Here is a 12,517-nt window from a genome sequence, read left to right on the forward strand (position 1 = left end):
AATCAGCACATCGCAATGCGCGTAGCGCTGCGCATAGGTCGTGGCATCCGGCGCCTTTGGCGCGCGGCCCAGCCCGGCCATCGCGCGGATGCGCGGCTCGAAAAATTTGGTCCACGCGCCGCGCGGCCACATGAAGGTTTTGTAGTAGAAACCAGCGGGAATAAAGCGCCAGATCAGGTTGTTCACACCAGCCCAGTCATATCGCAGCGATGGCGAGCGGTTCTGGCTTTCCGCCACCAGTCCCTCGAACAGCTCTACCTGCGTGGCGCGCAGGTTCGGGCTGTAATGCCCCTCATCCGCGCCCACGCCGACCAGCGCATTCGGCTCCTCGGGGCCCGCCGATAAAATGCCGCGCGGACGGTGATATTTGAACGAGCGCCCGGCAAGATGCTCGCCATTTGCCAGCAGCGCCGAGGCCAGCGTATCGCCCTCCAGCCCGCTCATGCGCCTGCCATCAAACGTGAAGTTGATTGTTCTGCCGCGGTTGACTCGCCCGCCGGTAGGGAGACGGAAATTCTGGCTCATCGCCCCGCCTCCACCGCCGCATCCGGTCTGCTCTCGCCGATCCGGTAGGTCGCGACAAAATGATCGGTCGTGGTATCACGCAGGGCATTGAAGAACTGCGCGCAGCCATGCGCATGGCGCCAGCGCTCGGCATGCACCCCGCGCACATTGCTGCGCTGGTAGAGATATTCAGTCCATTGCGAATCAGAAACTTCGCGCGGGTCCTGCGCGCGCACCACATGCGCCTCGCCGGCATAGCCGAATTCCAGCTCTGGGCGCGGTCCGCAGAAAGGGCAAGTAATCAGCAGCATATTTACGGCCTTTATGGAAAAATTAAAACTAATGCGCCACGGCGGCGGCGGCGGCTTCGTCAATCAGCATGCCCCGCGCGAAGCGTTCGAGGTTGAACGGCGCGTTGATCGTGTGCGGCTCGCCGCGGGCGATGGTCCAGGCGAACAGATGCGCGGCCCCTGGCGTCGCCTTGAAGCCGCCCGTGCCCCAGCCGCAATTCACATACAGGCCCGGCACCGGGGTTTTGGCGATGATCGGGGAGCGGTCAGGCGTGACATCCACAATACCGCCCCAGTTGCGCAGCATCCGCATACGCCGGAAATCAGGGAATAATTCGCAGATCGCCTCCAGCGTATGCGCGGAAATATGCAGCGCGCCGCGCTGGGTGTAGGAGGTATAGGCATCCGTTCCCGCGCCGATCACCAGCTCGCCCTTGTCCGACTGGCTCATGTAGGCATGGATGGTGTTGGACATCACCACGCAAGGGAAAATCGGCTTGATCGGCTCGGAGACCAGCGCCTGCAACGGAAAACTCTCAAGCGGCATGCGCAGCCCGGCCATGCCCATCACCACCGAGCTGTTGCCAGCCGCCGAGACGCCGATTTTGCGGGTCGCGATCTCGCCGCGGCTGGTCGTAACGCCGGTGACATGGCCGAACGCATCGCGGTGGATGGCGGTGACCTCGCAGTTCTGAATAATGTCGACACCCAGCGCATCCGCCGCGCGCGCATAGCCCCAGGCCACGGCATCGTGCCGCGCGGTGCCCGCGCGCCGCTGCAGCGCGGCCCCCAGAACCGGATGGCGCATATTGCCGGAAATATTCAAAGGCGGGCAGAATTCCTTGGCCTGCGCGGGCGTCAGCCATTCATTGTCCACACCGTTCAGCCGGTTGGCGTGGATATGACGCTTGAACGACTGCTCATCGTGCACGTTATGCGCCAGCATCAGCACGCCGCGCTGTGAGAACATCACGTTGTAGTTGATATCCTGCGACAGCCCCTCCCAGAGCTTCAGCGCGTGGTCATAAAGTGCGGCGCTTTCATCAAAGAGATAGTTCGAGCGGATGATGGTGGTGTTGCGCCCGGTGTTGCCGCCGCCGATCCAGCCTTTTTCCAGCACCGCGATGTTGCGCAGCCCATGCTCCTTGGCCAGGTAATAGGCCGCACCCAGGCCATGCCCGCCGCCGCCGACGATCACCGCGTCATAGGCAGGTTTCGGCGTGGCGTCGCGCCATTGCGGCTGCCAGTGCTGATGCCCGGAGAGCGCGTGTTTGACCAAAGCGAAGGCGGAAAAACGCTGCATTTATAATTGCCTCTTGTTGAAGTTGAAGCCTGCCCGCAAGCCCAGCCCGCAGCGCGCACAAACTCGGCGCAGGGGTTGAATATATGCGACATCAGCCCCACCGCGCGGCATGGCGCGGGCACTAAAAAACCGCCCGGTCGGCAAACCGGGCGGCTTTGATGGTCTGGCGGATTTATCCGTGATTTCAGCGTTGTGCGCGCTCCCAGTCCGGCGCCACGAAATAGGGCGCGTTGGAAGCCGCAAGCTGGGGCTTGCCGAGAATGAAATCCGCGCCCTTCTCGCCGATCATGATGGTTGGGGCGTTGAGATTTCCCGTTGTCACCCGCGGCATGATCGAGGAATCCACAATCCGCAGCCCCTCGACCCCGATCACCCTGGTTTGCGGGTCCACCACCGCCATCGGGTCGCCGGGACTGCCCATCTTGCAGGTGCAGGAGGGGTGGTAGGCGCTCTCCACCTTGGCGCGGATGAAATCGTCGATCGCCTCGTCGCTGACCACACCAGCGCCAGGCTGCATCTCCTCGCCGCGATACGGGTCGAACGCCTTCTGCGCCACGATCTCGCGTGTCAGCCGCACGCAGGCGCGCATCTCCTCCCAATCTTCCTGATGGCTCATATAGTTGAACAGAATTTCTGGCTTCTCCAGCGGGTTGTTTGATTTTAACCTGACATGGCCGCGGCTTTTCGAGCGCATCGGCCCCACATGCAGTTGGAATCCGTGGCAGGTAGCGAGGGATTTTCCATCATATGTCACGGCCAGCGGCAGGAAATGATACTGGATGTTCGGGTAGCGAATCCCGCTGCGCGAACGAATGAAGCCGCAGCTCTCAAAATGATTGGTGGCGCCAAGACCGTCGCGGCGCAGCAGCCAGCGCAGGCCGATCATCGCCTTGGCCAGCGGATTCATCGAGGAATACAGCGTCACCGGCTGTTTGCACGCCACCTGAAAGTAGAACTCCAGATGGTCCTGCAGGTTTTCGCCCACGCCGGGGCGGTCCGCCAGCACCTCGATGCCATGCGCGCGCAACTCCGCCGCCGGGCCGACACCAGAGAGCTTGAGCAACTGCGGCGAGTTGATCGGCCCGCCGGCCAGGATCACCTCGCGCCGGGCCATGGCGGTTTTGTCCAAATCACCCTGCCGGTAGGCAACCCCGCTGGCGCGCCCGCCGGTGAACAACACGCGCGTGGCCAGCGCCTGGGCGCGAATCTCCAGATTCTTGCGGTGGCGGACCGGCCGCAGATAGGCATTCGCCGCACTCCAGCGCGTGCCTTTGTACACGGTCATATCCATGCGCCCCATGCCTTCCTGCTGGAAACCGTTGACATCGCCGGTCATCGGATAACCCGCCTGGGCGCTGGCATCGAGCCAGGCTTTATGAAGGGGGTTTTTCAGCGGCCCATATTGCGTGTGCAACGGGCCATCGCCGCCGCGATACGCATCCCCGCCCTCGGCGCGCGTCTCGGCGCGTTTGAAATAGGGCAGCACGTCGCGATAGGCCCAGCCTTTCGCGCCCAGCTCTTCCCAGCCGTCAAAATCGAGCGGGTTGCCGCGGATATAGACCAGCCCGTTGATCGAGGACGACCCGCCGATCACCTTGCCGCGCGGCGTGTGCATCCGCCGGTTGTTGAGATGCGGTTCCGGCTCGGTCTCGTAGAACCAGTTGTATTTCGGCATGTTCATCGGAATCGACAAGGCGCTCGGCATCTGGATGAAGATCGAGCGGTCTGACCCGCCGTATTCCAGCAACAGCACCGAAACCCCTTCCTCCGCCGAGAGGCGGTTGGCCAGCACGCAACCGGCGGAACCCGCGCCGACGATGATATAGTCAAATTGTTCAGAAACCATCACAAAATCCCAAAAAACTCAGTAAGGGGCGTCGATCTTTTCGAGCGCCACATAGACGCTCTTGATCTGCGTATAATGCTCGATCGCGGCCTTGCCGTTCTCCCGGCCCAGGCCGGATTGCTTGACACCGCCGAAGGGAAGCTCGATCGGCGTGACGTTGAAATGATTGATCCAGCAGGTGCCTGCCTCCAGATTCGCGATCACCCGGTGCGCGCGCGTCAGATCCTGCGTGAACACGCCGGCCGAGAGGCCAAAGCGTGTCGCATTCGCCCGGGCAACCACTTCGTCCTCATCACGGAAGCTCAGCACACACATCACGGGGCCGAAAATCTCCTCGCGCACGATCTTCATCTCGTCGTGGCAATCAGCGAAGATCGTTGGCTCCACAAAGCAGCCCTGCGCCAGCGCCCCGGCCATGGCGCGGGCGCCGCCGGTCACCAGTGCCGCGCCTTCGGCCTTTCCGGCCTCGATATAGGAGAGCACCTTGTTCATATGCGCCGGTGAGATCAGCGCGCCCACTTGGGTCGCCGGGTCCAGAGGATCGCCCACGCGCATCGCCTCGGTGCGCAGCTTCAACCGCCGCAGGAATTCAGCGCGCACCTGCTCATGCACGAACACGCGCGTGCCGTTTGAGCAGACTTCACCAGCTGAATAAAAATTCGCCAACAACGCGCCGGAGACGGCATTGTCGAGATCGGCGTCCTCAAACACCAGCAGCGGCGACTTGCCTCCTAGTTCCAAGGTCACATGCTTGAGCGACGCGGCAGCATCGGCCATCACCGCGCGGCCGGTGCCAACCTCGCCGGTAAGGGAGATTTTATGGATGCCGGGATGCTGCGTCAGCATCCGCCCGGTAGCCGCGAAACCCTGCACCACGTTGAAAACCCCATCGGGCAGACCAGCCTCCTTGAAGATTTCCGCCAAACGCAGCGCGGTGAGCGGCGTCATCTCGGCGGGTTTGAAGATCATCGCGTTGCCGCAGGCCAGCGCGGGAGCAGCCTTCCAGCAGGCGATCTGCAGCGGGTAGTTCCACGCGCCGATGCCAGCCACAATCCCCAGCGGCTCACGCCTTGTATAGCCAAAGGCGGCGGGACCGAGGTCCACCTGTTCACCGGCAAGGCCGCTGGCGATGCCTGCGAAATATTCCAGGCAATCAGCGCCGGAGGCAACATCGACAACGCTGGTCTCCTGAATCGGCTTGCCGGTGTCGAGCGTCTCGAGCATGGCGAGTTCGCCGTTCTTCGCCCGCAACAGGCGCGCCGCCTCGTTCAGCACACGCCCGCGCTGCGCGCCGGTCATCCGCGCCCAAATGCGCTGGCCCGCCCGCGCCGCCGCCACCGCCTGCTCAATCTCAGGCGCGCCGGCAATTTCCACTATGCTCAGCACCACCCCGGTTGCCGGATTGCGCGTCTCGAAAGTCTCCCCCCCAACCGCATTGACGAACCCGCCGTTGATGAAGTTCTTTTGCACCTGCCCCGTGGCGCGCTGCAAAATCTGCATTTTCCCCTGCGCGGCGGCGAGCGTCATATCCACCTGATGGCTTACCATCAGCCGCGCCGAATCGCTGTTCGTCTCGCTCCAGTCCGACAAGGTCGCCCGCAGCCAAACCCCGTCGATCATCGCCGCGATCATCGCCGCTGTTTCGGGCACCTCATGCGCCGGCACGAGCGGCCGCAGCGCGTGGCGCAGATTGCTGAGAATCCGGCTCTGATACACCACCTGAATCCGGCGAAACTGCGGTATATGTATCACCTGCCCCCAGAAAGCCAGCCAGGCAATGCCGGTGCGGCTGTCAAACTCTTCCGGCGCCAGATTGGCGTCGATCACCGCCTGAATCTGCGCGCGCGGTGTCTGCGCCCGCCCCTGGCGCACCACCACGCCACGCGCCACACGCTGCACCAACTTGCGAAACACAGCCTCCATCAGGCCGTTTTTGTCGTGAAAATAGTGCGAAATCAGCGGCGCCGAGACGCCCCCGCGCGCCGCGATCTGCGCCAGCGTGGTCCCCACATAACCAAGCTCGGCGATGGTATCTATCGCCGCATCAATGATCTGTCCGCGCCGCGAATCTTCAGTTGAGCCGTTGTTTTGCTGGACTAATGTAGTAATGGTGATGACCCCTATCATGATTTCACGCAGCAGCCGCGAAGTTTTTGCTTGTTTGCTTTCCCACAGAAAACACGTAATTGAACAACCAATCAACAGAAAAAAACAAAAATATTTATCCGCCTCTTTTTCGTCGCATTTTTCTATTTCATTCAAGTCATGCGTCGGAATCGCGCAAGTAAGTATCGCCCCAATGCCGATGATAGGGCTTACAAGGCTAAAAACAGCAGTGAAAAACAAAAAAGCCGGACTATCGGTATTCTCGCTTTAAGGACATGAATCTTACTTGAACGGCCATTTAGTCTCCTCTGAACTGCCTCTTCCGGCTAAACGCGCGGCACCAGAACCGCGGCCAAAACCGCTTATTTCCCACTCCGCTTGAAAGGACGCTTCGTGAAAAAAACATCCCTCGCCCCAACGCTTGCCGCAGGTTTTCTTTGTCTGGGCCTGACCACGGCCCCCGCCACCGCGGCGCACGCCGCTACTGATCCGCAATCCTGCCAGACTGTCCGCATGGCCGATATCGGCTGGACCGACAATGAAGTGCAGAATGCCGTGTTCTCGAATATTCTGACCGCGCTGGGCTACACCCCCAAGAGCACCCTCTTCGCCGAAGAGGTCGCCTACGCCGGGTTGCAGAACAACCAGCTCGATATTTTCCTGGATGACTGGACGCCCTCGATGGACTCCATCACCGACCCCTATGAGAAGGCCGGCACAATCGATGTAATGGGCCCCGACCTGACCGGCGCCAAATATACCCTCGTGGTGCCGACATATCTCTATAACGAAGGCCTGAAATCCTTCGCCGACATCCAGAAATTCGGCGCGCAGCTCAACTACAACATCTACGGCATCGAGCCGGGCAACGACGGCAATGAGCATATCCTGAAGATGATCCAGGAGAACAAGTTCGGCCTGGGCAAATTCCACCTCGTGCAGTCGAGCGAGGCTGGCATGCTCTCCGAAGTTGCGCGGCTGTATCCGCAGAAGAAGGCGATTGTCTTCCTCGGCTGGGAGCCCGAGCCGATGAACGTGACCTACAGCCTGCAGTACCTGAGCGGCGGCCATGAATTCTTCGGCCCCAATGAGGGGGCTGCCAAAATCTACATCAACACCCGGCACGGCTATGCGGCGCAGTGCCCGAATGTCGGCACCATGCTGAAGAATTTCAACTTGCCGATCGATGCCGAGAACGCGATGATGTATTCAATCCAGATCAAAGGCGAGAAGGCCGATGACGTCGCCAAGACCTGGTTGAAGGCCAACCCGGCATGGGTGCAGGCCGAGCTTGCCAACGTGGTCACTACCACAGGCCAGCCGGGGCTTGCGGCTGTCACCAGCGCACTGGCTAACTGAGCGTGCGCGAGGTTGGCGCCAGCGCGCCTGGCGCTGACCTCGCGGTGCTATTGACTTAAACCGCCCTCGTTGCGTGCAGCACATGGGGTTTATGGATGCTATGGAGGCCGATACCTTGAACGCGTTGGAAACATGGATTACGGCAAATCAGATACCCGTCGGCCCGTGGGCCATCTGGTACATCAACTTTATCAAAACCAACGCCGCCGGTTTTTTCAACGTCATTTCCGACGGCCTCGGCTTTCTGCTGGACAACACAGCAAACCTCCTGCTTGATATACCGGGCCCGCTGCTGATCGGCATATTCGTCGCCGCGGTGTGGTTTACGCGCAAATCCTGGAAGCTCGCGCTGTTTGTCGGCCTGTCCCTGGTGTTTGTAATGAACCAGGGGTATTGGTCTGATACCGTATTGACATTGGCGCTGATCCTCTACGCCACATTTTTCTGCATGCTCATCGGCGTGCCCATCGGCATCGCCGCGGCGCACCGCCCCTGGCTTTATCGCATCCTGCATCCGGTGCTTGACCTCATGCAGACGCTGCCAACCTTCGTCTACCTCATCCCCACGCTGGTGCTCTTCGGCCTGGGCACCGTGCCTGGCCTTATCTCCACCATCGTCTTCGTGTTGCCCACGCCGATACGTCTGACCTATCTGGGCATTTCTTCCGTGCCCCGCCCGCTCATCGAGGCAGGCCAGGCATTCGGCGCGACGAAGACCCAACTCCTGCTGAAGGTTGAACTGCGCGCCGCCCGGCCGATGATCCTTGCCGGCCTTACCCAGGTTATCATGCTCAGCCTCTCGATGGTGGTGATCACCGCACTCGTTGGCGCGGGCGGATTGGGCGAGCCGGTGGTCGACGCCATGGAAACCGTCCAGATCGGTGAGGGTTTCACATCCGGCCTTGCCATCGTCATTCTCGCCATCATCCTCGACCGTGTATTCCGTCCATCTGAAGATAAGACGAGTCAATCATGAGCATCGCCATCCAGTTCATCGACGTTAACATCGTCTTCGGTGTCAGCAATAAAAAATCAGATCGTATCAAGGCGGCCAAGGTTATCGAGGAAATCCGCCAGGGCAAGAGCCGGGCCGAGATCATCGCCTCAACCAAGGCGGTCCTGGGTGTCGGCAATGCCAACCTCACGGTTGAAAAAGGCGAAATCGCCGTGCTCATGGGCCTCTCCGGCTCCGGCAAGACGACGCTTCTGCGTGCCGTGAACGGGTTGAACCAGGTGACCAGCGGACAAATTCTCGTACAGCACAAGGATGGCATGCTCGATGCCGCCCAGCCCAGCGCCGCAATGCTGCGCAAGCTGCGCACCGAGAGCGTGGCCATGGTGTTTCAACAATTCGCGCTGCTGCCGTGGAAGACCGTGCGCGAAAATGTCGGCTTCGGCTTGGAACTGCGCCGGCTCAAGCCGCGCGACTATAAAGCTGCCGTCGATGAAAAACTCGAACTGGTCGGGCTGACGCAATGGGCGGATCGCTATGTCAGCGAACTTTCAGGCGGCATGCAGCAACGTGTCGGCCTGGCCCGCGCGCTGGCGACCGATGCCGATATTCTGCTGATGGACGAACCCTTCTCGGCACTTGACCCGTTGATCCGCACCAAACTGCAGGATGAGTTGCTCTCACTGCAGAAGCGCCTGAAAAAGACCATCCTCTTTGTCAGCCACGACCTGGATGAAGCGCTAAAAATCGGCAACCATATCTCCATTCTCGAAGGCGGGCGCATTGTGCAGACCGGCCGCCCGGAAGATATTATCCTGCGGCCGAAGAACGATTATGTGGCCGAGTTCGTGCAGCACATGAACCCGCTCAATGCGCTCACGGCCGCCTCCGTCATGCTCCCGCTCGGCGATTTCGCCCGCCAAGGAAACAGCATCGCATTCCACTGCGGCGCGGACTACACCCTGGAGCTCGACCGCGAGGACAGGCTGCGGCGTGTTACCTGCGGCGGCCGGACCATTCCCTTTGCCTGTGCCGAGGGTGAGAATTTTCCCGGCGCACCGGCTGATTTCATTGCTTGCGTGCCGCCTGAAATGCCGCTGAAAAATGTTGTAAATGCACAACAAATATCCGACCGTCCGGCGCTCATCCATGATAATGGAAAAATCGTCGGCATCTGCCGAATCAAGGATATATTGCAGGCAATATCTGGAAAAAACAGAAGAATACCCACCGTCCCGGCCGCTGTCTAGAACCAGATGACATGAGATGGAATCGCTGCGTGATTTCATCTCATGTCTGAATCCGCCTCTGAATTACAAAGATAGAGGGCGATTGAGACTGCAACTCGGCCCGCAAAAGCGGGTCAATCCGGAGTCATCGCACTCTCGCAAATCCTTCCGCGCTGCCCCGCATCGCCGGTATGCCTGAATTTTGCCCTTAACCTGGAGTTGAACCTCTCATCATGACGACACCCTATCCCACCCAAGAGCTGGAGCACTTCTTTTCGGCCCAGCTGGCGCAAGCTGACTCTGAAATGGCCAGCATCCTCAACGCCGAGTTGCGCCGCGAACAGGATGGCGTCGAGCTCATCGCCTCGGAGAACATCGTCTCCGCCGCCGTGATGCAGGCGCAAGGTTCGGTGCTGACCAATAAATACGCCGAGGGTTACCCCGGCAAGCGCTATTATGGCGGCTGTGGCCCGGCCGACCTCGCCGAAACCCTGGCGATCGAGCGAGCCAAAAAACTCTTTGCGTGCAACTTCGCCAATGTGCAGGCCAACTCCGGCAGCCAAGCCAACCAATCGGTGTTTCTGGCCCTCATTAAGCCGGGCGACACCATTCTGGGCATGAGCCTCGCCGCCGGCGGGCATCTCACACATGGCGCGGCACCCAACATGTCAGGCAAATGGTTCAACGCCGTGCAATACGGCGTACGCCGCGAAGACGGCCTGCTCGACTACGAGGAATTGGAATCTCTCGCACGCGCGCACAAGCCCAAGCTGATCATCGCCGGCGGCTCGGCGTATCCGCGCTTTATAGATTTCGCGCGCATCCGCGCCGTCGCTGATGAAGTCGGCGCGTATTTCATGGTGGACATGGCGCATTTCGCCGGGCTGGTCGCGGCCGGCATTTATCCATCGCCGTTGCCACACGCCCATGCCGTCACCACCACCACGCATAAAACCCTGCGCGGCCCGCGCGGCGGCATGGTGCTTACCAACCATGAAGAAATCGCCAAGAAGATCAACGCGGCGATTTTCCCCGGCCTGCAGGGCGGGCCGCTGATGCATGTGATCGCCGCCAAGGCGGTCGCATTCGGCGAGGCGCTGCAACCATCGTTTCGGGTTTATCAGCAGGCCGTGGTCGAGAATGCCAAGGCGCTGGCCGCAACCTTGGCTGGCGAGGGCCTGGACATTTTCTCCGGCGGGACTGACAGCCATCTGATGCTCGTCGATCTGCGGCCCAAGCGCGTGACCGGCAAGAGCACCGAAGCCAGCCTGGAACGCGCGCACATCACCGCGAATAAAAACGCCATCCCGTTTGACCCGGAAAAGCCGTTCATCACCTCCGGCATTCGCCTGGGCACCCCGGCCGCCACTTCGCGCGGTTTCGGCGTCGCGGAGTTCCGCGAGGTCGGGCGGCTGATCAACCATGTGGTCGAGGGCCTCGCCCACTCCAACGACGGCACCAACGCCGCCGTTGAAGCCGCGGTCGCCGCCCAGGTCCACGCGCTGTGCGCCCGCTTTCCCATCTACCCGCGCTAACCGGATGGGGCACCCGCCCCGCTATCCAGAACCATAATCAGGAGGTCACATGACAGGTAACAGAGGCGTTGCTTACATCTCTCAAGGAAAAGTCGAAGTCCAGAAAATCCCCTTCCCCAAGCTGGAAGACCCGCGCGGGCGCCGGGCGGAACATGGCGTCATTCTCAAGGTCGTTTCCACCAACATCTGCGGCTCCGACCAGCACATGGTGCGCGGGCGCACCACCGCGCAGGCCGGGTTGATCCTCGGCCACGAGATCACCGGCGAAGTGATCGAGGTGGGCCGCGATGTGGAGACCCTGCAAAAGGGCGATCTCGTCTCGGTGCCCTTCAATGTCGCCTGCGGGCGCTGCCGCTCCTGCAAGGAGCAGCACAGCAACGTCTGCCTCACGGTCAACCCGGCACGCGCCGGCGGCGCATATGGCTATGTTGACATGGGCGACTGGATCGGCGGGCAGGCTGAATATGTCATGGTGCCCTATGCTGACTTCAACCTGCTTAAATTCCCCGACCGGGCGCAGGCCATGGCCAAAATCAGGGATCTGACATGCCTCTCCGATATTCTGCCCACCGGCTTCCATGGCGCGGTGACGGCTGGCGTCGGCCCTGGCAGCACGGTGTACGTCGCCGGTGCCGGTCCGGTCGGCCTGGCGGCGGCAGCCTCGGCGCAGTTGCTCGGCGCGGCGGTGGTTATCGTCGGCGATGTCAATCCGGTGCGTCTGGTCCACGCCGCCAAAGTGGGCTTCCAAACAGTCGATCTCTCCAAGGACGCCTCGCTCTCGGAGCAGATCGCGCAGATATTGGGCACTGACGAAGTGGATTGCGCCATCGATGCGGTCGGCTTCGAGGCACGCGGCCACGGCCATGACGGCGCCCAGCACGAGGCCCCGGCCACCGTGCTGAATTCGCTGATGAACGTGACGCGCCCGGCCGGCAAGATCAGTTTTCCCGGCCTCTACGTCACCGACGACCCTGGTGCCGCCGACAAAGCCGCCAAACAGGGGGCGCTGAGCATCCGCTTTGGCCTCGGCTGGGCCAAATCGCACAGCTTCTACACCGGCCAGACCCCGGTGCTTAAGTATAATCGCGCGCTGATGCAGGCGATTTTATGGGACCGCATCAAAATCGCCGATATCGTCGGCGTGCAGATCATTTCACTTGACGACGCCCCCAAGGGCTATGCCGAGTTCGATGCTGGCGCGCCCAAAAAATTCGTTATCGATCCGCACCAGATGCTCTCGGCAGCCTGAGCGAGTTACCAAAGCCGGAGCATTCACCTGCTCCGGCTTATCCTTTTATACCAGCTGCCGAATTTTCTGACTCTCCCGGGATTCCCCCGACGCGGTGAGTTATGATTCGGTGTTTCCCGTTGATTTGATTGATGGGAGGCGGTG

The 12,517-nt window shown here is 61.0% G+C and carries 11 protein-coding genes; 6 read left to right on the forward strand and 5 right to left on the reverse strand.

Annotated features, from left to right (window positions below; genetic code table 11):
• The 5 genes from HKL97_RS03435 to betB form a co-directional block, all read right to left on the reverse strand.
• Positions 1-525: 2Fe-2S iron-sulfur cluster-binding protein (locus HKL97_RS03435; protein WP_291422703.1), on the reverse strand; the 525-nt coding region annotated here is incomplete at its 3' end.
• Positions 522-815 carry a sarcosine oxidase subunit delta gene (locus HKL97_RS03440; RefSeq protein ID WP_291422704.1) on the reverse strand — a complete coding sequence of 98 codons (294 nt, stop codon included), beginning with the start codon at positions 813-815 and terminating at the stop codon, positions 522-524. The genes HKL97_RS03435 and HKL97_RS03440, both read right to left, overlap by 4 nt.
• 28 nt (positions 816-843) lie before the next feature.
• Complete coding sequence (locus tag HKL97_RS03445; RefSeq protein ID WP_291422705.1) at positions 844-2,097, reverse strand: sarcosine oxidase subunit beta family protein; 1,254 nt, start codon at positions 2,095-2,097, stop codon at positions 844-846.
• Positions 2,098-2,281: 184 nt separating this feature from the next.
• The gene (betA, locus tag HKL97_RS03450) at positions 2,282-3,943 is read right to left on the reverse strand and encodes a choline dehydrogenase (protein ID WP_291422706.1); all 1,662 of its coding nucleotides are present in this window, start codon (positions 3,941-3,943) and stop codon (positions 2,282-2,284) included.
• A gap of 18 nt (positions 3,944-3,961) precedes the next feature.
• The gene (gene betB / locus HKL97_RS03455) at positions 3,962-6,070 is read right to left on the reverse strand and encodes a betaine-aldehyde dehydrogenase (RefSeq protein ID WP_291422707.1); all 2,109 of its coding nucleotides are present in this window, start codon (positions 6,068-6,070) and stop codon (positions 3,962-3,964) included.
• Here betB and HKL97_RS03460 point away from each other — a divergent pair.
• From HKL97_RS03460 to fdhA, 6 genes are all read left to right on the forward strand, one after another.
• Positions 6,069-6,320 carry a hypothetical protein gene (locus tag HKL97_RS03460; protein ID WP_291422708.1) on the forward strand — a complete coding sequence of 84 codons (252 nt, stop codon included), beginning with the start codon at positions 6,069-6,071 and terminating at the stop codon, positions 6,318-6,320. The genes betB and HKL97_RS03460 overlap by 2 nt on opposite strands.
• 122 nt (positions 6,321-6,442) lie before the next feature.
• Complete coding sequence (choX, locus tag HKL97_RS03465; RefSeq protein WP_291422709.1) at positions 6,443-7,408, forward strand: choline ABC transporter substrate-binding protein; 966 nt, start codon at positions 6,443-6,445, stop codon at positions 7,406-7,408.
• 115 nt (positions 7,409-7,523) lie between these two features.
• Positions 7,524-8,384: a choline ABC transporter permease subunit gene (gene choW, locus HKL97_RS03470; RefSeq protein WP_284257971.1), complete on the forward strand. Its 861-nt coding sequence runs from the start codon at positions 7,524-7,526 to the stop codon at positions 8,382-8,384.
• Positions 8,381-9,610: a choline ABC transporter ATP-binding protein gene (gene choV / locus HKL97_RS03475; RefSeq protein ID WP_291422710.1), complete on the forward strand. Its 1,230-nt coding sequence runs from the start codon at positions 8,381-8,383 to the stop codon at positions 9,608-9,610. Before choW ends, choV begins: the two co-directional genes overlap by 4 nt.
• 212 nt (positions 9,611-9,822) lie before the next feature.
• Positions 9,823-11,124, forward strand: a complete 1,302-nt coding sequence (gene glyA / locus HKL97_RS03480) for a serine hydroxymethyltransferase (RefSeq protein ID WP_291422711.1) — start codon at positions 9,823-9,825, stop codon at positions 11,122-11,124.
• A 49-nt stretch (positions 11,125-11,173) separates the two neighbouring features.
• A complete protein-coding gene (gene fdhA / locus HKL97_RS03485) occupies positions 11,174-12,373 on the forward strand; it encodes a formaldehyde dehydrogenase, glutathione-independent (RefSeq protein WP_291422712.1) in 1,200 nt (399 codons plus the stop codon).
• The last annotated feature ends 144 nt before the right edge of the window (positions 12,374-12,517 follow it).

The sequence above is a fragment of the Acidocella sp. genome (assembly GCF_013044125.1).
In the GTDB taxonomy this organism is placed as follows: domain Bacteria; phylum Pseudomonadota; class Alphaproteobacteria; order Acetobacterales; family Acetobacteraceae; genus Acidocella.

Bases quoted from the DNA above. Each gene is read 5' to 3' on its own strand.
- HKL97_RS03440 (WP_291422704.1), bottom strand. From the start codon at position 815: ATGCTGCTGATTACTTGCCCTTTCTGCGGACCGCGCCCAGAGCTGGAA.
- HKL97_RS03445 (WP_291422705.1), bottom strand. From the start codon at position 2,097: ATGCAGCGTTTTTCCGCCTTCGCTTTGGTCAAACACGCGCTCTCCGGG.
- betA (WP_291422706.1), bottom strand. From the start codon at position 3,943: ATGGTTTCTGAACAATTTGACTATATCATCGTCGGCGCGGGTTCCGCC.
- HKL97_RS03460 (WP_291422708.1), top strand. From the start codon at position 6,069: ATGATTTCACGCAGCAGCCGCGAAGTTTTTGCTTGTTTGCTTTCCCAC.
- betB (WP_291422707.1), bottom strand. From the start codon at position 6,070: ATGATAGGGGTCATCACCATTACTACATTAGTCCAGCAAAACAACGGC.
- choV (WP_291422710.1), top strand. From the start codon at position 8,381: ATGAGCATCGCCATCCAGTTCATCGACGTTAACATCGTCTTCGGTGTC.
- glyA (WP_291422711.1), top strand. From the start codon at position 9,823: ATGACGACACCCTATCCCACCCAAGAGCTGGAGCACTTCTTTTCGGCC.
- fdhA (WP_291422712.1), top strand. From the start codon at position 11,174: ATGACAGGTAACAGAGGCGTTGCTTACATCTCTCAAGGAAAAGTCGAA.